The 24,373-nt window shown below is 67.8% G+C and carries 23 protein-coding genes; 8 read left to right on the top strand and 15 right to left on the bottom strand.

The features are described from left to right. Positions 1-250: 250 nt before the first annotated feature. Positions 251-1,687 (bottom strand): type I glutamate--ammonia ligase, encoded by a 1,437-nt coding sequence (gene glnA / locus A5724_RS08570; RefSeq protein ID WP_067799250.1) that lies wholly within the window; start codon positions 1,685-1,687, stop codon positions 251-253. 159 nt (positions 1,688-1,846) lie between these two features. Here glnA and A5724_RS08565 point away from each other — a divergent pair, with 159 nt between their 5' ends. Next, positions 1,847-2,320, top strand: coding sequence for an RDD family protein (locus A5724_RS08565; RefSeq protein WP_067799249.1), 474 nt, complete (start codon positions 1,847-1,849; stop codon positions 2,318-2,320). Here A5724_RS08565 and A5724_RS08560 read toward each other — a convergent pair whose 3' ends face one another. Genes A5724_RS08560 through sucB form a run of 5 tightly spaced genes read right to left on the bottom strand, consistent with a single transcriptional unit; the run spans position 2,321 to position 7,424 of the window. Beyond that, positions 2,321-3,073 carry a DUF4191 domain-containing protein gene (locus A5724_RS08560; protein ID WP_067799247.1) on the bottom strand — a complete coding sequence of 251 codons (753 nt, stop codon included), beginning with the start codon at positions 3,071-3,073 and terminating at the stop codon, positions 2,321-2,323. Between the two features lie 4 nt (positions 3,074-3,077). Continuing rightward, positions 3,078-4,037 (bottom strand): lipoyl synthase, encoded by a 960-nt coding sequence (lipA, locus tag A5724_RS08555; protein WP_067799244.1) that lies wholly within the window; start codon positions 4,035-4,037, stop codon positions 3,078-3,080. Next, complete coding sequence (gene lipB / locus A5724_RS08550) at positions 4,037-4,711, bottom strand: lipoyl(octanoyl) transferase LipB (protein WP_067799242.1); 675 nt, start codon at positions 4,709-4,711, stop codon at positions 4,037-4,039. Before lipB ends, lipA begins: the two co-directional genes overlap by 1 nt. A 10-nt stretch (positions 4,712-4,721) precedes the next feature. Next, positions 4,722-5,633 carry a TIGR01777 family oxidoreductase gene (locus A5724_RS08545; RefSeq protein WP_067799240.1) on the bottom strand — a complete coding sequence of 304 codons (912 nt, stop codon included), beginning with the start codon at positions 5,631-5,633 and terminating at the stop codon, positions 4,722-4,724. Between the two features lie 6 nt (positions 5,634-5,639). Then, positions 5,640-7,424 (bottom strand): 2-oxoglutarate dehydrogenase, E2 component, dihydrolipoamide succinyltransferase, encoded by a 1,785-nt coding sequence (gene sucB, locus A5724_RS08540; RefSeq protein ID WP_067799237.1) that lies wholly within the window; start codon positions 7,422-7,424, stop codon positions 5,640-5,642. Positions 7,425-7,563: 139 nt separating this feature from the next. On the opposite strand from sucB, the gene A5724_RS08535 reads away from it, so the two are divergent. Then, positions 7,564-7,917 carry an oxidoreductase gene (locus A5724_RS08535; RefSeq protein WP_067799230.1) on the top strand — a complete coding sequence of 118 codons (354 nt, stop codon included), beginning with the start codon at positions 7,564-7,566 and terminating at the stop codon, positions 7,915-7,917. A gap of 46 nt (positions 7,918-7,963) precedes the next feature. Then, complete coding sequence (locus tag A5724_RS08530) at positions 7,964-9,730, top strand: SDR family oxidoreductase (protein ID WP_067799227.1); 1,767 nt, start codon at positions 7,964-7,966, stop codon at positions 9,728-9,730. 1 nt (position 9,731) lies between these two features. Here A5724_RS08530 and A5724_RS08525 read toward each other — a convergent pair whose 3' ends face one another. Together A5724_RS08525 and A5724_RS08520 are read right to left on the bottom strand one after the other, a co-directional pair. Beyond that, positions 9,732-11,255: a leucyl aminopeptidase gene (locus A5724_RS08525; RefSeq protein ID WP_067799224.1), complete on the bottom strand. Its 1,524-nt coding sequence runs from the start codon at positions 11,253-11,255 to the stop codon at positions 9,732-9,734. An 18-nt stretch (positions 11,256-11,273) separates the two neighbouring features. Next, positions 11,274-12,359, bottom strand: a complete 1,086-nt coding sequence (locus tag A5724_RS08520; RefSeq protein WP_067799221.1) for an adenylate/guanylate cyclase domain-containing protein — start codon at positions 12,357-12,359, stop codon at positions 11,274-11,276. 46 nt (positions 12,360-12,405) lie between these two features. Here A5724_RS08520 and gcvT point away from each other — a divergent pair, with 46 nt between their 5' ends. Together gcvT and A5724_RS08510 are read left to right on the top strand one after the other, a co-directional pair. Beyond that, on the top strand, positions 12,406-13,509 hold the full coding sequence (gene gcvT / locus A5724_RS08515; RefSeq protein ID WP_067799218.1) for a glycine cleavage system aminomethyltransferase GcvT: 1,104 nt from the start codon (positions 12,406-12,408) through the stop codon (positions 13,507-13,509). 22 nt (positions 13,510-13,531) lie between these two features. After that, positions 13,532-14,638, top strand: a complete 1,107-nt coding sequence (locus A5724_RS08510; protein ID WP_067799215.1) for a branched-chain amino acid aminotransferase — start codon at positions 13,532-13,534, stop codon at positions 14,636-14,638. Between the two features lie 64 nt (positions 14,639-14,702). Here A5724_RS08510 and A5724_RS08505 read toward each other — a convergent pair whose 3' ends face one another. Genes A5724_RS08505 through A5724_RS08485 form a run of 5 tightly spaced genes read right to left on the bottom strand, consistent with a single transcriptional unit; the run spans position 14,703 to position 18,999 of the window. Continuing rightward, the gene (locus A5724_RS08505; RefSeq protein WP_067799212.1) at positions 14,703-16,013 is read right to left on the bottom strand and encodes a DUF1254 domain-containing protein; all 1,311 of its coding nucleotides are present in this window, start codon (positions 16,011-16,013) and stop codon (positions 14,703-14,705) included. A gap of 18 nt (positions 16,014-16,031) precedes the next feature. After that, positions 16,032-16,763, bottom strand: a complete 732-nt coding sequence (locus tag A5724_RS08500; RefSeq protein WP_067799209.1) for an adenosylcobinamide-GDP ribazoletransferase — start codon at positions 16,761-16,763, stop codon at positions 16,032-16,034. Continuing rightward, on the bottom strand, positions 16,760-17,797 hold the full coding sequence (gene cobT / locus A5724_RS08495) for a nicotinate-nucleotide--dimethylbenzimidazole phosphoribosyltransferase (protein WP_067799206.1): 1,038 nt from the start codon (positions 17,795-17,797) through the stop codon (positions 16,760-16,762). Before cobT ends, A5724_RS08500 begins: the two co-directional genes overlap by 4 nt. Beyond that, a complete protein-coding gene (locus tag A5724_RS08490; protein WP_067799203.1) occupies positions 17,794-18,327 on the bottom strand; it encodes a bifunctional adenosylcobinamide kinase/adenosylcobinamide-phosphate guanylyltransferase in 534 nt (177 codons plus the stop codon). Before A5724_RS08490 ends, cobT begins: the two co-directional genes overlap by 4 nt. A 6-nt stretch (positions 18,328-18,333) precedes the next feature. Next, the gene (locus A5724_RS08485) at positions 18,334-18,999 is read right to left on the bottom strand and encodes a DUF3043 domain-containing protein (RefSeq protein ID WP_067799200.1); all 666 of its coding nucleotides are present in this window, start codon (positions 18,997-18,999) and stop codon (positions 18,334-18,336) included. A gap of 23 nt (positions 19,000-19,022) precedes the next feature. Here A5724_RS08485 and A5724_RS08480 point away from each other — a divergent pair, with 23 nt between their 5' ends. Together A5724_RS08480 and A5724_RS08475 are read left to right on the top strand one after the other, a co-directional pair. Beyond that, positions 19,023-20,078 (top strand): glycerate kinase, encoded by a 1,056-nt coding sequence (locus A5724_RS08480; protein WP_067799284.1) that lies wholly within the window; start codon positions 19,023-19,025, stop codon positions 20,076-20,078. An 81-nt stretch (positions 20,079-20,159) separates the two neighbouring features. Next, positions 20,160-20,516 carry an iron-sulfur cluster assembly accessory protein gene (locus A5724_RS08475; RefSeq protein WP_067799197.1) on the top strand — a complete coding sequence of 119 codons (357 nt, stop codon included), beginning with the start codon at positions 20,160-20,162 and terminating at the stop codon, positions 20,514-20,516. Between the two features lies 1 nt (position 20,517). On the opposite strand, the gene A5724_RS08470 is transcribed toward A5724_RS08475, so the two are convergent. Then, positions 20,518-21,150, bottom strand: a complete 633-nt coding sequence (locus tag A5724_RS08470) for a hypothetical protein (protein ID WP_067799194.1) — start codon at positions 21,148-21,150, stop codon at positions 20,518-20,520. Between the two features lie 143 nt (positions 21,151-21,293). Here A5724_RS08470 and A5724_RS08465 point away from each other — a divergent pair, with 143 nt between their 5' ends. Continuing rightward, on the top strand, positions 21,294-22,277 hold the full coding sequence (locus A5724_RS08465; protein ID WP_067799191.1) for a carbohydrate kinase family protein: 984 nt from the start codon (positions 21,294-21,296) through the stop codon (positions 22,275-22,277). Between the two features lie 16 nt (positions 22,278-22,293). On the opposite strand, the gene asnB is transcribed toward A5724_RS08465, so the two are convergent. Continuing rightward, the gene (asnB, locus tag A5724_RS08460) at positions 22,294-24,225 is read right to left on the bottom strand and encodes an asparagine synthase (glutamine-hydrolyzing) (RefSeq protein ID WP_067799188.1); all 1,932 of its coding nucleotides are present in this window, start codon (positions 24,223-24,225) and stop codon (positions 22,294-22,296) included. Positions 24,226-24,373: the final 148 nt, after the last annotated feature.

Here is a 24,373-nt window from a genome sequence, read left to right as displayed (position 1 = left end):
GGGAGGGGGGCGCGCCCCCCCCCCGGGGCGGGCCGGGGGGCCGGGGGGGGGCGCCCCCCCCCCCCCCCCCCCCCCCCCCCCCCCCCCCCCCCGCGGCTCCCCCCGAGGAATGACGCTAGGGGTTAGCCGGTCGCGAGGAATCGGGCGTTTCCCTATCTGACAGCATGATTCGTGCCGACAGGTCTTCGCGGATGCAAGCGAAACGCGGGGCGGAGGTGACCCTCCGCCCCGCGTTCGTTGAACCGATTGTCTACACGTCGAAGTACAGCGCGACCTCGTACGGGTGAGGCCGGATCTGCACCGGAAGGATCTCGTTCTCACGCTTGTACGAGATCCAGGTCTCGATCAGGTCCTCGGTGAAAACGCCGCCCTCAGTGAGGTATTCGTGGTCCTCCTCGAGCTTGTCGATCACCGCCGACAGAGACGTGGGCGCCTGCGGGATGTTGGCGGCCTCGTCCGGCGGCAGCTCGTAGAGGTCCTTGTCGACCGGCGCCTGCGGCTCGATCTTCTTCTTGATGCCGTCCAGGCCGGCCATCATCATAGCCGCGAACGCCAGGTACGGGTTGCCCGAGCTGTCCGGGCAACGGAACTCCAGACGCTTGGCCTTCGGGTTGTTGCCGGTGATCGGGATGCGGACGCAGGCGCTGCGGTTCCGCTGGCTGTACACCAGGTTGATCGGGGCTTCGTAACCCGGCACCAGGCGCTTGTAGGAGTTCACCGTCGGGTTGGTGAACGCCAGCAGCGACGGTGCGTGGTGCAGGATGCCGCCGATGTAGTGGCGTGCGGTGTCCGACAGTCCGGCGTAGCCCGACTCGTCGTGGAACAGCGGGCTGCCGTCCTTCCACAATGACTGGTGGCAGTGCATACCCGAACCGTTGTCGCCGAACAGCGGCTTCGGCATGAAGGTGACGGTCTTGCCTGCCTGCCACGCGGTGTTTTTGATGATGTACTTGAACAACAGCAAGTCGTCCGCGGCGTGCAGCAGTGTGTTGAACTTGTAGTTGATCTCGGCCTGGCCCGCGGTGCCCACCTCGTGGTGACCGCGCTCCAGCACGAAGCCCGCGTTCTGCAGGTTGGTGCACATCTCGTCGCGCAGGTCGACGTAGTGGTCGTAGGGTGCGACCGGGAAGTAGCCGCCCTTCGGCCGGACCTTGTAGCCGCGGTTGGCGCTGCCGTCGGACTCGAACGGCTCCCCGGTGTTCCACCATCCTGCCTCGGAGTCGATCTCGTAGAACGTGCCGTTCATCTGCGAATCGAAGGACACCGAGTCGAAAATGTAGAACTCGGCCTCCGCGCCGAAGTACGCGGTGTCGGCGATGCCGGTGCTCGCCAGGTAGTTTTCCGCCTTGCGGGCCACGTTGCGCGGGTCGCGGGAGTACGCCTCACGGGTGAACGGGTCGTGCACGAAGAAGTTGAGGTTCAGCGTCTTGGCGGCGCGGAACGGGTCGATTCGTGCGGTGTCGGGGTCCGGAAGCAGCATCATGTCGGACTCGTGGATCGACTGGAAGCCGCGCACCGACGAGCCGTCGAACGCCAGCCCGTCCTCGAACACGCTCTCGTCGAACACCGAAGCCGGGACCGAGAAGTGCTGGACTACACCGGGCAGATCGCAGAACCGGATGTCGACGTAAGCAACGTCTTCGTCCTTTATCTGCTTGATGATGTCGTCGGCGGTCTTTTCTGCCACTGAGAACTCTCCTTATATCTGGTAAACCCGCGGGTTGACGCTATGGACACGATGTTGCACGGTCGTCAACCGCATGTTGCGCGGACGTTACGCAATTTGCCTGCAGCGGCGGCCGATGGGCCCGCTTCTTCCAACCGGGGCCCCGCTTATCCTGACAGTATGGCTCGCGAGATCGGGTCCTGGCTGTCGGGTCCGTCTTCGGAGGGCGGCAGTCAGGGCCAAGCACCCAGTGAGTATCCGGGCCAGCGGCTGGGTTTGCCGCAATCGGGCCCCAGATCGCTTGCGAGGATGGGCAGGCGGATCGCCGCGCTGTTCGTCGACTGGCTGATCGCCTACGGGCTGGCGGCGCTGGCCATGTCGTTGGGGCTGGTGTCGATGTCGTGGCTGTCGACCGCGGTGTTGATCGTCTGGTTCGTGCTGGGCTCGGTGTCGCTGCGACTGTTCGGCTTCACCCCGGGCCAGTACGCATTGGGGTTGATGGTGGTGCCGGTCGACAACCGTCAGGACGTCGGCTTCGGCCGGGCCCTGGTCCGCGGCGTGCTGATCGCGGTGGTCATCCCGCCGCTGATCACCGACTCCGACCTGCGGGGCCTACAAGACAAGGTGACGAATACGGCCGTCGTGCGGCGATAGTCAGCGTCTGCGCACTGTGCGCTGCACGTTGCGCATCTTGGCCTGCGTCGGCAGCGGACCCTTGGGCATCGCGGCAGGGCCGGCCTTGGTGCCCAGCGCAGCGAGTCGCGACTCGAGTGCGTCCATCTGCTTCACCGTGATGTTCGCGGGCAGCTTCGTGAGGTGCCGTTCGAGCTTGGACAGCGGGACCTCGCCCTCGCCGTTGCCGACCATCACGTCATAGATCGGGGTGTCGCCGATCAGCCGTGCGGTGCGCTTCTTCTCCTGCGCCAGTAGGGGTTTGACGCGCGCGGCCGATCCTTCGCCGACGAAGATCACGCCGGGGCGGCCGATCACCCGGTGCACCGCGTCGAAGTGACCGGTGGCGGCGACACCGGGGGTGACGCGCCACTTACCCCGCAGGTTGTCCAGCGCCCACGCCGCGGCGCCGGTCTGGCCTTCGGCCTTGCGGTAAACCGACTTCTGCGCGCGGCGGCCGAAGATGATGAACGCGACCAGCGCACCGAGCACGATGCCGAGGGGAATCATCATGTAGCCGGTGAGACCGCCCGCGAGCACCCCGAAGGCAGCTGAAGCGCCCACGATCAGCACGAATGCGGCGATCATGTACGGCAGCAGCCGCTTGTCCTCTTTGCGCTGAATCTGAAACGCCTGCCACAACTGGCTGCGCCGCTGTTTGGAGGCCGCCTTGCGCGCCGCCTTGGCCTCGGCCTTGGCGGCCTTGACCTGATCGGGATTGCGGGTTTTCGCCATTACTTCAGGATACGGGCCGGGCCGCGACCGCCTGCGCGTACAGCCTGCCTGCCCGATACGAGGATCGGACCAGGGGGCCGGCGAGCACTCCGGCGAACCCGAGGGCTTTGGCGAAGTCCTCGTGCTCGACGAACTCTTCTGGTTTGACCCAGCGCTCGACGGGGTGGTGGCGCACCGAGGGACGCAGGTACTGGGTGATCGTGACCAGGTCGCAGCCCGCCTGGTGCAGGTCGGCCAGCGCGGTGCGCACCTCCTCGGGCGTCTCACCCATGCCCAGGATCAGGTTGCTCTTGGTGACCAGCCCGGCGTCGCGGGCCGCGGTCAGCACCGCAAGGCTGCGCTCGTAGCGAAACGCCGGACGGATCCGCTTGAAGATGCGCGGCACCGTTTCAACGTTGTGCGCCAACACTTCCGGGCGCGCATCGAACACCTCCTTCAACAGCGCAGGCTCGCCGTTGAAATCCGGGATCAACAACTCCACCCCGGTGTTGGGGTTCAGCGCCTTGATCGCGCGCACCGTCTCGGCGTACAGCCACGCGCCGCCGTCGGGCAGATCATCGCGGGCCACCCCGGTCACCGTCGAATACCGCAACCCCATCGCGGCCACGCTCTCAGCCACCCGCCGCGGTTCGTCACGGTCGAGTTCGGCCGGCTTACCGGTGTCGATCTGGCAGAAGTCGCAGCGCCGGGTGCACTGCTCACCGCCGATCAGGAAGGTGGCCTCGCGGTCCTCCCAGCATTCGAAGATGTTCGGACAACCCGCCTCCTCGCACACCGTGTGCAGGCCCTCACGCTTGACCAGCGCTTTGAGTTCCTGATACTCCGGACCCATCCTGGCGCGGGTCTTGATCCACGGCGGCTTACGCTCGATCGGCGTCTCGGCGTTACGGACCTCGAGACGCAGGAGTTTTCTGCCTTCCGGAGCCGGTGGGCCGGCGACATTGGATTCGGGAGCGACCGTCACTACGTCAACGCTACTACCAGGCGGCCGTCGAGCGCGTCACACACGGCCTCGGCCACCGGGGTCAACACGTCGTCGACGGTCACCCGGCGGCCCAATTCGGCGGTCAACGACGTCACGCCAGCGTCCGAGATGCCGCAGGGCACGATCGCGTCGAAGGCGGACAGATCGCAGTCGCAGTTCAGCGCGAACCCGTGCAACGTAGTCGCGCGCGACACCCGGATGCCGATCGCCGCGATCTTGCGCGCCGGGCGCCGTCCGTCGGCAGGCACCCACACCCCGGAGCGGCCTTCGACGCGGCCGGTGGACAGGCCCAGCCCGGCGCACACCTTGATGATCGATTCTTCAAGGCGCCGAACGAAATTCACCACATCGAGCGGTTCAGCCAAGCCGATGATCGGGTAGCCGACCAGTTGCCCGGGGCCGTGCCAGGTGATCTTGCCGCCGCGGTCGGTGTCGATGACAGGAGTGTCGGGCGCGCTGGGTCTTTCCTCGGGCAGCGTGCGCTTACCAGCCGTGTAGACGAACGGATGCTCCAGCAGCAGCAGGGCGTCGGCGCCCCCGGCCACCCTGGCGTCGGCGAGTTCGCGCTGCAGTTGCCAGGCCGTCTGGTAGTCGACGGTGCCCAGCCGCCGCACCTCGACCGGGGTTGTCGTCGACCGGATCGATGACGCCACGGCATCAACGCTACGCGTCACGGTTCCTCGCCGTCGCGAACGCCAGCGCCTCACCGATCGTGTTGTGCCGGAACTCGAAACCGGCGCGCTCCAGCACCGTCGGAATGGCCCGCTGGCCCGCGAGCAGCCCTTCGTCGGCGAACTCGCCGAACGCTGCGCGCAGCGCGAACCCGGGCGCGATTAACGGCGTCGGCCGGTTCATGGTGCGCCCGAGCGCGGTGGTGAACTCGGCGTTGGTCACGGGTGCCGGTCCGGTCAGGTTCACGGGGCCGGACAGCTCGTCGTGGTCGATCGCGAACAACAGCGCGCGGACCTCGTCCTCGACGCTGATCCACGGCATGTACTGGCGTCCGTCACCGAGGCGCGCGCCGAGCCCGAGCGCGAACAGCGGCTTGATCCGACCCAGCAGACCGCCCGCACGGGCCAGCACCAGCCCGCTGCGGGCCAGCACCAGCCTGGTGCCGTCCTGTTCGGCCACCGCCGTCGCCGCTTCCCAGTCCTGACACAGGCGTGCCATGAAACCTGTTCCGGCAGGCGCGGTTTCGTCGACGACCCGGCCGTTGGTGTCACCGTAATAGCCCACGGCGCTGGCGTTGACCAGCGTCGGGACACCGGCCTCTACCACCGCCGTCGACAGCACCTCCGTCGGCCCGATGCGGCTGTCGCGCAGACTCTGTTTGAACGCGCCCGACCATCGTTTCTCGCCGACGTTGACGCCGCACAGGTTGACGACGGCGTCGACCCCGGTCAGGGCGCTTGAGTCGAACTCACCAGTGTCGGGGTTCCAGAACACCTCGTCGGCATTGGACGGCGCGCGCCGAACGATGCGCATCACCTTGCGGTCGGTGGCCCGCAACGCGTAGACCAAGGCCGACCCGATCAGTCCCGAGGACCCCGCGATCGCGATGACGGCGTTGGTCACGACTGTCTACAGGCCAAGATCGGCCTCGAAGGCGCCCTCTTCGAGGCGACGCTTGATCGTGGTGAGGAAGCGTCCGGCATCGGCCCCGTCGATCAGGCGGTGGTCGTAGGTCAGCGGCAGGTAGCACACCGACCGCACGCCGATCGACTCGTTGCCGTACTCGTCGGAGATCACCCGCGGACGCTTGACGATCGCGCCAGTGCCCAGCATCGCCGCCTGCGGCGGGACCAGGATCGGGGTGTCGAAAAGGGCGCCCTGGCTGCCGATGTTGGTGATCGTGAACGTGCCGCCGGACAGTTCGTCGGGCTTGAGGTTGCCCGACCGGGCCCGCGCCGCGATGTCGGCGATGGCCCGCGCCAGTCCGCCCAGCGACAGGTCGCCGGCATTGTGGATCACCGGAGACAGCAGACCCTGGTCGGTGTCGACTGCGAAGCCGAGGTGCTCGGCGTCGTAGTAGGTGATCTCCTTGGTTTCCTCGTTGTAGCTGGCGTTGACGTTCGGGTGGATCTTGAGCGCATCGATCACCGCGCGGGCGATGAACGGCAGATACGTCAGATTGACGCCTTCGCGTTCGGCGAAGTCGCTCTTGGCCTTTGCGCGCAGCGCCACGATCTTGGTCATGTCGACCTCGTGGGTCTGCGTCAATTGCGCTGTGGCCTGCAGGGATTCGCGGGTCTTCTTCGCGGTGATCTGCCGGATCCGGTTGGCCTTCTGCGTGGTTCCCCGCAGATGCGCCAGGGCGGGTGCAGGCGCCGCCGCGGCAGGCTTGGCGGGTGCGGCGGCGGCCGGTGCTGCCGCGGGTTCCTGGGCGGGAGCCTTCTTGGCTTCGGCGGCGGCGAGCACGTCCTGCTTGCGGATCCGGCCGCCGACGCCGGTGCCCTTGACCGATGCGAGGTCAATGTCGTTCTCCGCGGCAAGCTTTCGCACCAGCGGGGTCACGTACGGGGAGCCGTCACCGGATGGTGCCTGCGCGGCGGCGGGTTTGGGTTCGGGCTTGGGCTCCGGTTTGGGTTCGGGTTTGGGCTCCGGCTTGGGTTCGGGTTTCGGCTCGGGCTTGGCCTCGGCCGCCGGTTCGGGTTTGGGTTCGGGCTTCGGTTCCGGCTTCGGTTCGGGCTTTGGCTCGGGGGCTGCGGCAGCCTCCGCACCCGCCTCACCGACCTTGGCCAGCTCACCGCCGACGGGTACGACATCGTCCTCCTCGGCGGTGATGGACAGCAGCGTGCCTGCGACGGGCGAGGGAATCTCGGTGTCGACCTTGTCGGTGGACACCTCGACCAACGGCTCGTCGACCTCGACCGAATCGCCGACCTTCTTCAGCCACCGCGTCACCGTGCCCTCGGTGACCGACTCGCCGAGTTCGGGCATCTTGACCGAAGTGGCCTCGCCACCGCCGGACGACTGGGCGGCGGGCTTGGCGGGCTCTGGCTCGGGGGCCTCCTGCTCCTCGGGGGCCTCCTGCTCCTCGGCCGCGGGCTCGGGCTGCGCCGCGGGCTCTTCGGCGGGCTTCTCCTGCGCTTCGGCGGCCGGGGCCTCGGCCTGACCGTCTGATTCGCCTGCCTCGCCGATCAGCGCGAGATCGCCGCCGACCTCCACGGTGTCGTCTTCCTGCGCGATGATCTTGGTCAGCACGCCCGCGGCGGGTGCGGGGATCTCGGTGTCGACCTTGTCCGTGGACACCTCGAGTAAGGGCTCATCTTGTTCGACCGTGTCGCCCTCTTGCTTCAGCCAGCGGGTGACAGTGCCCTCGGTGACGCTCTCACCGAGTGCGGGCATCTGAACAGAGATGGCCATAGTGTTTTCGACTCCTCGTCGTAACGGCTCGATTGTCGGTTCCCATCCTGTCACGTCTTGATGCTCTGCTCGCCTCGGACCTGGGGACTCGAAGCTCTGGCACTATCGATGGTGGTGAGAGTGAAGGAGCCGACTCCAGGTGGGACTGTTCGACAGGTTTCGTCGTGGTCGCCAGGCGCGGGGCGCAGCAGCCACTGACCCCGCTGCCGACCTGCGCTACCTGCAGAACTGGGTGGCCACACACACTGGTGTCGAGGCGTTCGTCGAGCCGAGGACCACGGTCACCGACGTCACCGTCGTCCTGGTCGCCGCCGACGGGGAGTGGACCCGCCGCCGGGCAGGGGGCGACGCGGGCGCCCGCCGGTTGAGCGAACGGCTCCGGATTCCGGTCTACGACGTCCAGAAGGTGGGCTATCCGCAGCGGATGCGGGACTACGACGCCCGCAGGCGGATCGAGCGTCAGCGCGCGATACGCGAAGAACTCGAGGGTTGACGGGCTGATACGGTACCCGCGGTCCCACTAACTGTGCGGAGGTGTCATGGACCAGACAATCGAGCGGTTCGTCGACAGCACTGACGGGGTACGCATCGCCGTCTACGAAGAAGGCAATCCCGAAGGCCCGCCCCTTGTGCTGGTGCACGGCTGGCCCGACTCGCACTTCCTGTGGGACGGGGTGGTGCCGCTGCTGGCCGACCGCTTCCGCATCATCCGCTACGACAACCGCGGCGTGGGGAAATCCAGTGTGCCCACCGCTGTTTCGTCGTACACGATGGCCGACTACGCCGACGACTTCGCCGCGGTGATCGATGCGTTGGCGCCGGGTCAGCCGGTGCACGTGCTGGCTCACGACTGGGGTTCGGCGGGCATGTGGGAGTACCTGTCCCGTTCTGGCGCAAGCGAACACGTCGCGTCGTTCACGTCGCTATCGGGCCCGAGCTCCGATCACATGAACCGGTTCATCATCGGCAATCTCAAGCGGCCGTACCGTCCGCGCCGGTTCCTCAGGGCGTTGAGTCAGCTGATGCGCTTCTCGTACATGGGCTTCTTCTCGGTTCCCGTGCTGGCGCCGCTGGTGGTGCGCCTGTTCCTGGCCGACGGCATCAAGCGGGCGCTGACGGTTCGCGACGGCATTCCCGCCGAACAGTTGCACCACTCGCCGACCTACAAGTCCGACGCCGTCAACAGCATGAAGGTTTACGGCGCCAACTACTTCCGCGCGATGCGCTCGGGCCGTTCCGACCATTACGTCGACGTCCCGGTGCAGGTAATCGTCAACACCAGGGATCCGTTCGTGCGTCCATGGGTGTACGACGAACTCAGGAACTGGGTGCCCCGGTTGTGGCGTCGCGACATCAAGGCCGGACACTGGGCCCCGATGTCGCACGCGCCCATGATCACCACGTCGGTGCACGAGTTGGTCGACCACCTGGAAGGCAAGCGCTCCGCACGAGCGCTGCTGCGCGCGGAGGTCGGCCGTCGGCGCGAATACTTCGGCGACACATTGGTTTCGGTGACCGGTGCGGGTAGCGGAATCGGCCGTGCGACCGCGTTGGCGTTCGCCCTGGAGGGCGCCGAACTGGTGATCAGTGACATCGACGAGGCCACCGTCAAGGAGACCGCCGCCCAGATCGCCGCGCGCGGGGGAGTGGCGCATGCCTACACCCTTGACGTGTCGGACGCCGACGCCGTCGAGGAGTTCGCCGACCGGGTGAGCGCCGAGCACGGTGTGCCGGATGTCGTGGTCAACAACGCCGGTGTGGGCCACGCCGGCATGTTCCTCGACACTCCGCGCGAGGAGTTCGACCGAGTGCTCGCGATCAACTTCGGCGGAGTCGTCAACTGCTGCAGGTCTTTTGGCCGTCGCCTCGTCGACCGCGGCACCGGCGGCCACATCGTCAACATCTCGTCGATGGCTGCCTATTCACCGCAGCAGTCGATGAACGCCTACTCCACCAGCAAGGCCGCTGTGTTCATGTTCGGCGACTGCCTGCGCGCCGAATTGGACAGGGCGGACGTCGGGCTGACGACGGTGTGCCCGGGTGTGATTGACACGAACATCGTGCACACCACGCGCTTCGACGTGCCCGCCGCCAAGCGGGACAAGGTGGACGCGCGACGCGCGCAGATCGAAAAGGCTTTCGCCGCACGCCGATACGGGCCCGACAAGGCGGCCAAGGCGATCGTGTCCGCGGTGAAGAAGAACAAGCCGATCCGGCCGGTGACGCCGGAGGCCTACTTCGTCTACGCCGTCGCGCACGTGCTGCCGCAGGCGATGCGCAGTTCGGCGCGCGCCAGCGTGATATAGCTCAGCCGTTCTCGGCGATATCCTCCAGCACCGCGAACATGGTGCGCGTCGGCACACCGGTGCCCCCCTTGCCGGTGTAGCCCCACGGCCCGCCGGTGTTGTACGCCGGGGCCGCGATGTCGATGTGCGCCCACTGCACGCCGTCGGCGACGAACTCACGCAGGTAGGTACCCGCGACAAGCATGCCCGCATACCGTGATCCGCTGACGTTGGCCAGATCGGCCACCGTCGACTTGAGGTCGTCCTTCAACTCCTCGGGCAGCGGCATCGCCCAGCCGTTCTCGCCGACCGCCTGCGACAGTTTTGCGACGCGGTCGCGGAACTCGTCACTGCCCATCACCCCCGGCGTGCGCGCGCCAAGCGCCACCGTCTGCGCGCCGGTCAGCGTCGACGTCTCGACCAGGTAGTCGGGACTGTCTTCGCATGCGCGGACGATCGCGTCGGCCAGGATCAACCGGCCCTCGGCGTCGGTGTTGAGCACCTCGACCGTGATGCCGCCGTACTGGGTCAGCACATCGCCGGGGCGCTGCGCTGTCGCCGACGGCATGTTCTCGGCCATCGGCACCGTTGCGATCACGTCGAGCGGCAGCCCCCGCTTGGCCGCCAGCACGACGGTGGCGATCACCGCCGCCGCACCGCCCATGTCCGACGTCATGTGGTGCATGTTGGCCGCGGGCTTGATCGAGATCCCGCCGGTGTCGAACGTGATGCCCTTACCGACCAGCGCGACCTTCTTGCCCTTGCGCTTGGCGCCCTTGTGGGACAAGCGCACCAACCGCGGCGGGCGCGACGAACCCTTGCCTACGCCGATTACACCGCCGTAGCCGTTCTTGGCAAGTGCTTTGTCGTCGAGCACCTCCACCTCGAGGCCTGCGGCCTCGCCCAAAGCCTTTGCCCGCTCGGCGAATTCGGCCGGAAACAGGTGACTCGGCGGGGTGTTGACGAAGTCGCGCGCGGTGGCCACGGCGGCGGCGATGTCGGTGGCGCGTTCCGCCGCCGCGTTGGTCTTGGCCTTGGTGTCGGCCGTCAGCACTGTGATCTCCTGCAGCCCCGCGTCCTTCGGCGCGGTCTTGGCGCTGCGGAAATCGGTGAACCGGTAGGCGCCGAGGATCAGGCCTTCGATCGTCGCGCTCAGGTCCAGATCCGACAGCGTTGTGATGGCCGACTCGGTGCCGTTGAGCGAACGTGCCGCCACCCCGGCGGCACGGCGGATCGCCTCGGCGGACCAGTCGTCGCGCTCCTTGCCGAGTCCGACCGCGAGCACACTGTCCACCGGCAGCGACGGCGCGACCACCCGGGTGACCTGATCGGTGCCGCCCTTCGCGCCGAGCGCCCGCAACGCGACGTCGATCTCGGCGATGGCCTCGGCGTCGAGGAACGGGTTGCCGACGACGGTCGCGGTGGCGTCGTCATCCTGGCCGCTGACGACCGGCACGATCAACACCGTCGAGCCTTTCGTGCGTTTCGGAAGTGACGAGGCGACGGTGACCGCGGGGGCTTGGTATCCAGGGGTTGCAGGGCTCACGAGCCCATACCCTAGCCCTCAGCGGCTGACGTGCAGGTCGTAGGCCATCACCGGCTCGTCGAAGCCCTTGAGCACCAACGGATCCTGTGGGATGGCTGACCAGTCCGGCAGCTCGTCTCGGACGTCGCTCGATGCCAGGATCTGGCCTGGAGCGGCGGCCGCCACCAGGCGGGCCGCCAGGTTGACCGGGGTGCCGAAATAGTCGCCGCCCAGCGCCAGCACCGAGCCGTAGCCGAGCCCGGCGCGTACCTGCAAACCGGCCTCGCGCGCTCGCGGGTACTCGACCAGGTCGACGGCGACCTTGGCCAGCAACTCCGGCCGCGCCGTCACCCACATCACTTCGTCGCCGATGAACTTGACTACGCGCCCGCCGTCGGCGTGCACCACGTCGCTGACGGCGCCGCCGAACTCGACGAGCAGGTCCGACAATTCGGCAGGCGTGAGCCGCTGCGTCAACACGGTGAATCCGGACAGGTCCGCGAACCCGACACCGCACGTGATGTTTGCGGTGGCGTCGCTGATGACACCTTCGAAATACGCTCTGGCACTTGTGATCTGATGACGGAACACCGAGTCCATCAGTGCGGTGAGGCCCGGCACCAGCTCGGCGACGGAGCGGTAGGCCACCGCGGTGGTGAGCTCGTCCTGGGTGTGCGTCATCATCAGTTCGGGCTGTGCGATCCGGATCATCGATCCGCTGGCCTCGGCGAGGCGGGCTATCGACGCACCGAGCACCCGCAGGAAGTTCCGCGCCGCGTCCTCGCCGGTGACTTTCCGCAGCGTCGCCCACGCGGCCAGTCCGTCGACGTCGGCCTGGCTCAATGACGGAGTGTCGTGATCGGCCAACGTCAGGCCGAGCGCCTCCCACGCGTGCACCAACTCGTCGTCGGACACACCGAGCGCCGCCGCGGCGCTGTGCAGCGTGTGAATCGGGCGGCCCGACCATTGCAGCGCGTCACCAGCCAGGCCGAACAGGCGGCCCCGGCGCTCGGCCTCGACCATCTCGTCGGCCGTGAACCCGAGACCGTCGAGATACTCGATGAGGCCGACCCGTTGCCGGGCATTGGCGATACCGGCAGCCTCCAGCGCGTCGAAATCGACCACGCACCCGAGTCTGCCAGCGCGGACCTTCCCACTAGGGTGGTTCGGCGTGAGCGAAGTTCTGCACGGCCCCCTCGAGGAACGGCATCGGCAACTCGGCGCGAGTTTCGCGGAATTCTCGGGCTGGCTGATGCCCGTGTCGTACGCGGGCACGGTCAGCGAGCACACCGCGACGCGGACCACGGTCGGCCTGTTCGATGTCAGCCACCTCGGCAAGGCCCTGGTGCACGGGCCCGGCGCAGCCGAGTTCGTCAACTCCGCGCTCACCAACGACCTGCGCCGCATCGGACCCGGTAAGGCGCAATACACGTTGTGCTGCAACGAATCCGGCGGCGTGATCGACGACTTGATCGCCTACTACGTCTCCGACGACGAGATCTTCCTGGTGCCCAACGCGGCCAACACGCCTGCCGTCGTCGCCGCGCTGCAGGAACGTGCACCGCAAGGCGTGACGGTCACCGACGAGCACCGGTCGTACGCGGTGCTGGCCGTGCAGGGCCCGAAGTCGACGGACGTGCTCGGCGGGCTGGGGCTGCCGACCGACATGGACTACATGGAATACGTCGACGCGGAGTTCCGCGGCGTGCCGGTGCGCGTGTGCCGTACCGGTTACACCGGAGAGCACGGGTACGAGTTGCTGCCGCCGTGGGACACCTGCCAGGTAGTCTTCGACGCGCTCGTCGACGCGGTCGGCGCGGCCGGCGGTGAACTTGCCGGGCTTGGCGCACGCGACACCCTGCGCACCGAGATGGGCTATCCGCTGCACGGCCACGAGTTGTCCCTGGAGATCTCGCCGCTGCAGGCGGGGTGCGGATGGGCGGTCGGGTGGAAGAAGGACGCGTTCTGGGGTCGCGACGCGCTGCTGGCCGAGAAGCAGGCAGGCCCGAAGCGGAAGTTGCGCGGCCTGCGCGCGGTCGGGCGCGGGGTGCTGCGGCCCGACCTCGCGGTGCTCGACGGCGACACGCAAATCGGGGTGACGACGTCGGGAACGTTTTCTCCCGGCTTGAAGGTGGGCATCGCGTTGGCGTTGATCGACACTGACGTAAAGGGCACGACCGTTGCCGACGGTCAGCACGTCGCGGTGGACGTTCGCGGCCGAAGCGTCGAATGCGAAGTGGTGAAGCCCCCGTTCGTCGCGGCAAAAACCCGGTAGCTAACGGATATACAATCGCTGCATGACCGACGGCCCCCTCGAATTCACCGTAGAGCGCAATGCGAACCCGGTGACCGACGAGGTACGGGCGTCGATCCTGAACGATCCGCCGTTCGGCCAATTCCACACCGACCACATGGTGTCCATCGACTGGGCGCAGGGCAAAGGCTGGCACAACGCGCGGGTGATCCCCTACGGGCCGATCGAACTGGACCCGTCGGCCATCGTGCTGCACTACGCCCAGGAGATCTTCGAAGGACTCAAGGCCTACCGCTGGGCCGACGGGTCGATCGTGTCGTTCCGGCCGGAGGCCAACGCCAGGCGGTTGCGCGCGTCGGCGCGTCGGCTCGCCATCCCCGAACTGCCCGAAGAGGTGTTCATCGAGTCGCTGCGGCAGCTGATCGCCGTCGACGAGCCGTGGGTGCCGCCAGCGGGCGGCGAGGAGTCGCTGTACTTGCGGCCGTATGTCTTCGCCACCGAGCCCGGTCTCGGGGTCCGGCCCGCCAACGAATACCGCTACATGGTGATCGCCTCGCCCGCGGGGGCCTACTTCAAGGGCGGCATCAAACCGGTCAGCGTCTGGTTGTCGACCGAATACGTGCGCGCCTGCCCCGGCGGCACCGGCGCGGCCAAATTCGGCGGCAACTACGCCGCGTCTCTGCTGGCCCAGGCGCAGGCCATCGAGAACGACTGCGATCAGGTGGTGTGGCTCGATGCCGCCGAGCGCCGCTTCGTCGAAGAGATGGGCGGGATGAACCTGTTCTTCGTGTTCGGCAGCGGCGGAACGGCCCGGCTGGTCACCCCCGAGCTGAGCGGGTCGATCCTGCCAGGCGTGACGCGGGATGCCTTGCTGCAGTTGGCAACTGACGCCGGATTCGCGGTCGAGGAACGCAAGATCGACGTCGAGGAGTGGCAGAAGAAGGTCGCGGCGGGCGAGATCACCGAGGTGTTCGCGTGCGGCACCGCGGCGGTGATCACCCCGGTCGCCCGGGTCAAGTACGGTGACGGCGAATTCACCATCGCCGACGGCGGACCGGGGGAGATCACGATGGCCCTGCGCGACACGTTGACCGGCATCCAGCGTGGCATGTTCGCCGATACGCACGGCTGGATGGCCCGGCTGTCCTAGCCGACCAGCCCCTCGTGAGGCCGAGGGCGGACGCGGCGGCGGCGGTGCCGTTCGGGCGGGTCAGCTAACTGATGTTGCGGACCGCGGGTGGATGCCACCGACCGAGGATGACCTCACGTTTCGGTGCGTAAAGCCGCATCGTCACGCCCAGTGGGCCCAACGGCGCGGGCAACCAGTTCGATTCGCGATCGGGCCCGGGGCTGTGGTGTTGCAGATAGAGGTCCAGCGAGCCGTCCGCGTTGTAGGCCAACTGATCGCGATCACCGATGGCGAACCGGTTGAGCTCATTGGCCACCTGGTAACCCTCGGCGTCGTACATCGTCACCGACCAGAACGCATACGCCGGCGGCAGTTCGTCGGCCTCGAAGTGAAGGACGTAGCTGCGGTCCCCGGTCAACGGCCGGCCGTCGGCGTCGGCGGTCAGCAGCGGGTACACCGCGTCCTCGGGTTGGTTGGCGCCAAGGCCCACCAAGGCGACCGCGGCGCGCCGCAGATAGGAGTTGCCGTACACGCCGACGGTGTCGGTCATCGTCATCCAGCCATTGACGCTGGGCGCCAGCGCGGGGGCCGCGGCCATCAACGCTGCGAATGCGTCGTCGCGGCCTGCCTGTATCTCGGCTTGTTGGCGGGCGTCAAAACGGTTGGCGTCGAACGGCTTACCGGGCTCGATTCCGAGATGACGCAGCCGCGCCAGGATCGCGTAGTCGGTGGCGTGCGGTGGGTTGACCGCCAGCAGTTGCGCCGCGTACGTCAGGTACGCGAGCGCACCCATGCCGTTGACCACCCGCAGCGGTTCGGTGGTGGTGTCGACGTCGGGATCGATGCGGTGCTGCGGGTTTTCGCGCAGCGGTGCCAGGGTCAGGCCGTCCTGCACCTTGTGGACGGCGGCGTAGTCGTCGGGCCCATTGGTCTGTGTACGGCCGATGAGCCACACATACGGGGTAGGCGCCTCGAGCACGGGTACGCCCTCGGGCAGTTCGCCGGGATCGCCCGGACCGGTGATGACGAACCGCTGCGCATCGGTGCCCGTCGTGCGCTTGCCAGGGCAGGCGAACACGTCGGTCCACATGTCCAGCATCGGCAGTAGGTAGTACCGATCCTCGGTGTCGGGTGCGGTCAGCATCATTGGGCCTGCTGTCAGGTCCAGAAACGCCGACGAGTACAGGGTGTCGAAATTCGGCCGCACCACCGAGCGGAAGTCCGCGGTCGGATATTCGCGGACGTGGTGGAAGGTGTTGGGTGGGCCGAAGCCGGGCTTGGTGTCCTGCGGCGTGTTGATGGTCTGCGTGCGGGTGACGTCCATGATCACCAGCGGATAGAAGAAGATGAACGCTTCGTAGCTCAACGTCCGCAGATCCACCGACAACGTGCTCACAGCAGGACACTAACCGCGCTAACCGCTTCCCGCGGCCAATCCGACGGCGGCCACCGTCGTCGCCACCTCGACGGCGGCACCGAGCACGTCGCCGGTGATCCCGCCGAACCGGCGGACGCAATGCGCGACGAGCACCATCGCGCATGCCAACGCGACGACGACGGCCGCCGGGCCCTGCCACCGTCGCGAATCCGCCAGTACCGCCAGCGCCGCGACCGCGGTCACCCAAACCAGCACCACCGCGACCGGTTGGGTTCCGGCGGCCCGGCCGCCGAGCGAACTGCCCTGAGCCGCAGGCACTGAACGCCTGCACGCCGCGACCGCGGCCACCCGTCCGGCCGCCACGGCGACGATCACCGCGACGACGCCGAGTCCGGTGAACGCCAAGGCCTGAAGCAGAATCGCCACCACCGCGGCGGCCACTCCGAACGGTCCCGCGGAACCGTCGCGCATCACAGCGAGCGCGCGCTCCGGCGGCCCATAACAACCCAGTGCGTCGGCGGTGTCGGAAAGCCCGTCGATGTGCAGGCCGCGGGTGACGAGCAACAGGACCGCCACCACCAGCACGCCGACGAGCGGATTTCCCGCGCCGAACACCGACGACGAGACCCACACGGTTGCACCCGCCAACGCCCCGAGTGCCAAACCGACGACGGGCAGCGCAGTGATGACGCCGCGGCCGACGCCGGCCGAGCTGCGCACGGGCAGGACGGTCGCAAACGCCAATGCGCCTGTGACCGAGCGGATCACGTGCTGACGCCCGCCTCGTCGAACGTCGCCATCGACGCCAGTGCGGCGACGGCGGCCCGCACGATGGGCAGCGCGACCACGGCGCCGGTGCCCTCGCCGAGCCGCATCCGCATGTCGACGATCGGTTCGAGCTGGAGGTGCTGCAACGCCAGCGTGTGCGCGGGTTCGGTCGACCGGTGTCCGGCCTGCCACCACTGCTGTGCGCCCGGCGCCATCCTGTCGGCCACGAGTGCAGCCGCTGTCACCACCACACCGTCGAGCAACACCGGCGTGCGGCGGACCGCGGCCTGCGCGCAGAACCCGGCCATCGCAGCGAAGTCGGCGCCACCGCAAACCTGAAGCAACGCAACAGGATCCGAGGTGAACTTGCGGGCCCGATACAGTGCGTCGCGAACCGCGGCGGTTTTGCGTATCCAGCCTGCGTCGTCGATGCCGGTGCCCCTGCCGACCACGGCGACGGGTTCGGCGTTGGTCAGCGCCGCGATCAAAGTCGTTGCCGCCGTGGTGTTTCCGATGCCCATATCGCCTGCGATCAGCAGGTCGGCGCCGGAGTCCACCTCCTCGTCGGCGATGCTGCGGCCCGCCTGGATCGCGGCGGTCGCCTCTTCGGGACTCAGCGCATCCTCGACCGCGATGTTGCCGCTGCCGCGCCGCACCTTGTGCGCGCCGATCGACGGCGAGCGCGGTTCGTCGGTGTCCACCGCGATGTCGACCACCCGGACGCTGGCGCCCGCGACCTCGGCGAGCACGTTGATGGCCGCGCCGCCCGAGTCGAAGTTGGCCACCATCTGCGCTGTGACCTCCGCCGGGTAGGCCGATACGCCCGCGGAAGCGACGCCGTGGTCGGCGGCGAAGACCACCACCCGCGGGCGTGTGAACTGCCGCGGCGGGCACACCCCCTGGCAGGCCGCCACCCACACCGACAGGTCTTCGAGCCTGCCGAGTGAGCCGGGCGGTTTGGTCAGCCGGTCCTGGCGGGCGCGCGCCGCCGCGGCCGCGTCGAGATCGGGTGCAGTGATGTCGAATTCGGTCACGACGGCGCCTTCACAGTCAATGGCTGGCCCGCGACCACCAGCACCACGCGATCGCACACCTGCGCCAACCGCTGGTTCAGGGTGCCCAACTCGTCGGCGAACCGTCGGCCCGCCGCCGTCGGCGGTACCACCGTCAAACCCACCTCCGGGCTGATGAGCGCGAGCAGCGAGGGATACGCCCGCACCGCGTCGACGAGATCGGCCACGTCGTCGTCGACGGATCCCGCGGTCCACGCGTCGCGGCGATCCATTGTCGCGGTCAGCCAGCCGCCGACGTCGTCGACCAACGTCGCAATGGTGCCGTCAGTCCGCAGTTGTGTTGCCACCTCGACGGTTTCGACGGTTTCCCAGTGCGCCGGGCGCCTGACCCGATGCGCTGCGATGCGCGCGGACCATTCGGCATCGTCGTGGTGCTGTGCGCCGGTGGCCAGATAGCGCACGGGCCGCCCGCCACCAGCCGAATCGGCGACCGCCGACTCCGCCCACCGTGATTTACCCGACCTGATACCCCCGAGCACCAGTGTCCGCACGGGCGGTCAGGACACCTTGGCGCCGCGCTCGACCTGCGGCCGCGGGGCACGCATCCGGCGCAGCTGCGAGGCGCGGCTGGCGGCGTAAAAGCCGAGTTTCCAACCGCTTTCGGTGTTGTCGGGGAACTTGGCGTCGACCAGCTTGTTGACCTTGCGGCCCACCCAGAAACCATCGATCACCATGATCAGGACCAGCACCAGCATGGCGGGGGACAGCAGCCGCTGAACCTGCAGGGACGGCACCGCCAGCATGATGAAGATCAGGCCCAGTGCCGAAGGCATGAACAGGCCGAGCACATTTCGGCGGGAATCGACGACGTCGCGGACGTAGCGCCGCACCGGACCCTTGTCCCGCGGCAGCAGGTAGGCGTCCTCACCCGCCATCATCTTCTCGCGGCGCTCGGCCATGTCGGCGCGGCGGGCGAGGCGCTCGGCCTTGCGTTCCTCGCGGCTCAGCTTCGCGCCCATCTCCTTGCGACGGCGCCGCGCCTCGGCCGCGGTCATCGGCGCCGGAGCCACCGGGCCGCGCCTGCCCTGATTGCGCTTGGGGGTCGGCTTGCCCTTCGGCGCCGTGGTGCCCGTGCGCTGCGAGCCGGTCTCGGCTTCGGATGCGACCTCGTCGAGGCCCTTGTCCGAGTCCGGGTTGTCCTTCTTGCGGCCCAGCAGTTTCACGTGTGCCAGATTAGTCTGCCGTGGTGCAGGTGTTGATCGCCCCCGACAGCTTTGGCGACAGCCTGACCGCGGTGCAGGCCGCCGAGGCCATCGCACGCGGTTGGCGTCGCGCCCGCGACGGTGACGCGCTCACCCTGGCGCCGCAGTCCGACGGCGGCCCGGGTTTCGTCCGGGTGCTGGGCAGCCGGTTCGGTGAGGTGCACAGCGCGCGGGTGAGCGGCCCGCTGACTGACGAGGTGTGCGCGGAATGGGTGCTCGATCCGGCCCCGCCGCGGACGGCCTACATCGAATGCGCGCAGGCGTGCGGGCTGGCCCTGCTGCCCGGCCCGCCGACGGTGCAGACCGCGCTGGCCGCGCACAGCCGCGGAGTCGGTCAGCTGATCGCGGCGGCGGTGGCCGCAGGCGGGGGGCGGATCGTCGTCGGCATGGGCGGCAGCAGCTGCACCGACGGCGGAAAGGGCATGATCGAAGAACTCGGCGGACTCGCCAAAGGCCGCGAGCTGTTGGCCGACATCGAGCTCATTGCCGCCACCGACGTCGAGCATCCGTTGCTCGGGCCGATGGGCGCCGCGGCGGTGTTCGGCCCGCAGAAGGGCGCCGATCCCGACACCGTGCGGGTACTCGAGCAGCGACTGAGCGACTGGGCGGTGGAACTGAACGCCGCGGCAGGCAGACCGGTCAGTGAGGAACCAGGCGCGGGTGCGGCCGGGGGCCTCGGCGCCGGGCTGCTCGCGCTGGGCGGCCGCCGGGAATCGGGCGCCGCGGTGATCGCCGAGCACACCCGACTGGCCGACGACGTCGCCGCGGCGCAACTGGTGATCACCGGCGAGGGCCGGTTCGACGACCAGTCGCTGCACGGCAAAGTGGTCAGCGCTCTCGCCGCGGGCGCCCGGTCGCACCAGATCCCGGTGCTCGTGCTTGCCGGGCAGGTCACGCTGGACGACGCGGCGCTGGCCGATGCGGGCATCGCGGCGGCGCACTCGATTGCCGACCACGCGGGTTCTGTCGAACTGGCCATCGAGGACGCGGCGAACCAGCTGGAAAGCCTGGCCGAAGCGACCGCAGCGACCTGGGGATAACTCGGGAATAGGCCGCGAACAAGGTACCGTTGATGGTGTGGACCCAACGGTCTGCCCACGAACATGTACAGGGGAGAAGCAATGACTGTTCAGGACGAGACGGCCACCAGCACGCACGGCGTCATCCTGACCGATGCCGCTGCCGCCAAGGCCAAGGCGCTGCTGGATCAGGAAGGCCGTGACGACCTGGCGCTGCGCATCGCAGTCCAGCCGGGCGGTTGCGCTGGCCTGCGCTACAACCTCTTCTTCGACGACCGGTCCCTCGACGGCGACCTGACCGCGGAATTCGGCGGCGTCAACCTGACCGTCGACCGGATGAGCGCACCCTACGTCCAGGGCGCCACCATCGACTTCGTCGACACCATCGAGAAGCAGGGCTTCACCATCGACAACCCGAACGCCACCGGCTCCTGCGCCTGCGGCGACTCGTTCAACTGAGCTAGTACTGGCCCGCCGTTCGCGGCAGGTAGGAGCAGACCAGGGTTTCGTTGTCCTGGTGCAGCAGTTGTGCGACGGCCTGTTCCTCACCGTCCCTCGGCGTCTGGCCGCGTGTCGACCCGGACGCCGGGGCGACCTTCATGGTGAACAGCACCTGCGCCTGATTGGGTGACCAGAGCACCATCTTGTCGATCGACGTCACCTCGGCGCGGCTGTATTGCTTGCGGAAGGCGTCACTGCTGAGGTTCGCCAGCGCCAGATCGGAGCGACGCTCCTTGACCGAGTCGTACAGCCCACACAGCGTGTGCCGCGCGACGGTCTGGTCGTCACCCTTCGACAGGGCGTCCAGGTACTCCTGAATCGCCGCCTTCGCCGACGACTCGGTCAAAGCGCTGTGACCCGAACCGCTGTCGTTGCGCGACGCCAACACGATCGCGGCGATGATCGCGGCGATCACCACCACGGCAGCCACCACCGCGAGGACGGGTTTGACCCACCGCCGTTTCGGATATGGCAGTGGCGGTGGCAGCATCGAGGGGTACGGCGATGGCACATTCTCCGGATATGGTTGGGGGCCATACATTTGCGGGCCGACCGGTCCAGCGCCGTATTCGGGCGGGTAAGGGCCAGTCATGTATTTGCTCCCCCGAGATGTGTCGATGGATTTGCCTGTCTACAGTGACCGAGCGGGCACTTGTAGGCAGGTTAGCGCACCGTCTGCGGGAACTCCGTCGGTAAGGTTATGTAGACGGCTTAATAAATGAAGGGTGACGTTTCGTGACCATTGCGGTGACCGGATCGATTGCGACCGACCATCTCATGCGTTTTCCTGGTCGGTTCTCCGAACAGCTGCTGCCGGATCACCTCCAGAAGGTGTCGTTGAGCTTCCTCGTCGACGATCTGGTCATCCACCGTGGCGGCGTGGCGGGAAACATGGCCTACGCCATCGGTGTGCTCGGCGGTGACGTCGCGCTGGTCGGCGCTGCAGGCAAGGATTTCGATGACTACCGGCAGTGGTTGACGGAGCACGGCGTGGACTGCGACAGCGTGTTGATCTCCGAATCCGCCTACACCGCACGGTTCGTCTGCACCACCGACGACGTCATGGCCCAACTCGCGTCCTTCTACCCCGGAGCGATGTCGGAGGCCCGCAACATCAAGCTCGCTGACGTTGTATCCCGCACGGGCACAACTGATTTGGTGATCATCGGAGCCAACGATCCCGACGCGATGTTCCTGCACACCGAGGAGTGCCGCACGCTCGGGCTTGCGTTCGCGGCCGACCCGTCGCAGCAGTTGGCCCGGTTATCCGCCGATCAGATCCGCCAACTGATCGACGGCGCGACCTACCTGTTCACCAACGACTACGAATGGGACCTGCTGTTGCAGAAGTCCGAGTGGTCGGAGGCAGAGGTGATGCGTCAGATCGAGATGCGCATCACGACGCTGGGGGAGAAGGGCGTTGACATCGTCGGCCGCGACGGCACCTTCGTTCACGTCGACGTGGTGCCCGAGACGCACAAGGCCGACCCCACCGGCATCGGTGACGCGTTCCGTGCCGGCTTCCTCACCGGCCGCAGCGCAGGTCTGAGCCTCGAGCGGTCCGCTCAGCTCGCCTCGATGGTGGCGACCCTGGTGCTCGAGGCGCCGGGACCGCAGGAATGGGTGTGGGACAAGGACTCTGCGGTCAAGCGGCTGTCCGACGCCTACGGAGCCGACGCGGGTGCCGAGATCTCGGAGGCGCTCGGCGCTGACAGATAGCCGGCGCAGCCCTGAGCTAGAGCTGCACCGGGTAGGTCGGTTCGCTGATCTGCGGGGTCACGCTGCGCTCGACGAAGATCGCGTGCCAGAGCATGAAGATCAGCACCGTCCACAACCGGCGGCTGTGATCGGCGGCGCCGCCGCGGTGTTCGTCGAGCATGGCGCGCACCGCGGTGAGGTCGACGTGTTCGCCTGCCTGTGAGGCGGCGATGGTGGCGTACGCCCAGTCCATCAACTCGCCTGCGCGCAGCCAATGCCGGATCGGCACCGGGAAGCCCAGCTTCGGCCGGTTGAGCACATGGCCGGGCACGATGGGCTCCAGCGCCTTGCGCAGCGCGTATTTCGTTGTGGCCCTTGTGATCTTCTGATCGGCGGGAAGTCGGGACGCGACCGCGAAGACTTCGGGATCCAGGAACGGCACCCGCAGTTCGAGTGAATTGGCCATGGTCATCTTGTCGGCCTTGACCAGGATGTCGCCGCGCAGCCAGGTGAACAGGTCGATGTGCTGCATACGCGCCACCGGGTCCCAGCCGTCCGAGGTGGCGTAGATGGGCGCGGTGATGTCGGTGTGCGTCCATTCCTGACGGAAGCCGGGCAGCACCGCCCGCAGTTGGTCGTCGGAGAAGCTGCGGGCGTTTCCGTAGTAGCGCTCCTCGAGGGTGAGCGACCCGCGGTGCAGCAGGCTCTTGCCGCGCATGCCTTCCGGCAACGGTTTCGACGCCTTGCCGAGCGAGCGTCGGACAGGGCGGGGGAGATAGTCGAAAGGACGCAGCGACAACGGTTCCCGATAGATCGTATAGCCGCCGAACAGCTCGTCAGCGCCCTCGCCGGACAGCACCACCTTGACGTGCTTGCGGGCCTCCCTGGCGATGAAGAACAGCGGCACCAGTGCGGGGTCGGCGACGGGTTCGTCGAGATACCAGACGATTTCGGGCAGGGCAGCGACGAACTCGGCTTGACTGACTACCTTCGTCACGTGGCGCGCACCGATCGCCTCGGCCGATGCGACCGCGACGTCGACCTCGGAGAAGCCCTCGCGTTCGAAGCCGGTGGTGAACGTGATCAGTCTGGGGTTGTGGCGCATCGCCAGCGCGGCGATCGCGGTGGAATCGATACCGCCCGACAGGAAGGCGCCGACGGTGACGTCGGCGCGCATGTGCTTGGCGACCGAATCCTCGAGCACCGCGGTGATCTCGTCGTAGCGGCTCTGCTGGGCGCCAGCGGCGAAAGGCACCGCGGCGAAGCGCGGCGTGAAGTACCGCGTCACCTCCGGCGGCTGGCCCGGCCGCACCCTGGTGTAACTGCCCGACTCAAGACGCCTGATGCCGAGGTGCAACGACTCGGGTTCCGGCACGTATTGCAACACGGTGTAGTGCTGCACGGCGCGCTCGTCGATGCCCAGATCGATGCCAAGGCTGTCGGCGAGTTCCAGCAGGCATTTCTTCTCGCTGCCGACCGCGGTGCCACCGGGCCCGGTCGCCATGTACAGCGGCTTGATGCCGAACGGGTCGCGGGCGCACAACAGTTCCTGCGCGACCGTGTCCCACAACGCGAACGCGAACATGCCACGCAACCGGGTCAGCGCGGCGGTGCCCCAGTGGTGGTAGGCGGCGATGATGGCTTCGCCGTCGCCGTCGGTGGAAAACACCGCGCCGAACTCGGAGCGCAGCGCTTCACGCAATTCCAGGTAGTTGTAGATCTCGCCGTTGAACACCAGCACGTAGCGGTCCGGGGACTCGGGCGGACCCCAGCGCAACGGCTGGTGGCTGTGGGCGATGTCGATGATCGACAGCCGGTTGAAGCCGAGCACGACACGGTCGTCCGACCATGTGCCAGGCTCGTCGGGGCCGCGGTGCCGCATCAGATGCGACGCCCCGGAAACGGTGTCGACCAGCGCGTCCGAGACGTCAGCGGACGGGTCGGTAAGCAGGGCCAGCAGTCCGCACACCGCGCCAGTATGCCGAATAGACGGAGTGTGTCGAGACCGGCGTCGCGGCGTGGTCTACGCTGCGTAGTATTCACTGCGGCAAGTGACCGCTCGGCGGTCTATCGACTTCGTAGGAGGCTTCAACGTGGCACGTCGCGGGCTGAAGACG

The sequence above is a fragment of the Mycobacterium sp. ACS1612 genome (assembly GCF_001667505.1).
Lineage (GTDB): Bacteria > Actinomycetota > Actinomycetes > Mycobacteriales > Mycobacteriaceae > Mycobacterium.
The sequence above is the reverse complement of the archived record's forward strand: the minus strand, read 5'-3'. Positions and strand labels throughout refer to the sequence as shown.

Excerpts from the sequence above, each read along its gene's own strand:
- A5724_RS08510 (WP_067799215.1), top strand. The coding sequence starts at position 13,532 with ATGACCGACGGCCCCCTCGAATTCACCGTAGAGCGCAATGCGAACCCG.
- A5724_RS08530 (WP_067799227.1), top strand. The coding sequence starts at position 7,964 with ATGGACCAGACAATCGAGCGGTTCGTCGACAGCACTGACGGGGTACGC.
- A5724_RS08560 (WP_067799247.1), bottom strand. The coding sequence starts at position 3,073 with ATGGCGAAAACCCGCAATCCCGATCAGGTCAAGGCCGCCAAGGCCGAG.
- A5724_RS08475 (WP_067799197.1), top strand. The coding sequence starts at position 20,160 with ATGACTGTTCAGGACGAGACGGCCACCAGCACGCACGGCGTCATCCTG.
- sucB (WP_067799237.1), bottom strand. The coding sequence starts at position 7,424 with ATGGCCATCTCTGTTCAGATGCCCGCACTCGGTGAGAGCGTCACCGAG.
- A5724_RS08470 (WP_067799194.1), bottom strand. The coding sequence starts at position 21,150 with ATGACTGGCCCTTACCCGCCCGAATACGGCGCTGGACCGGTCGGCCCG.
- A5724_RS08565 (WP_067799249.1), top strand. The coding sequence starts at position 1,847 with ATGGCTCGCGAGATCGGGTCCTGGCTGTCGGGTCCGTCTTCGGAGGGC.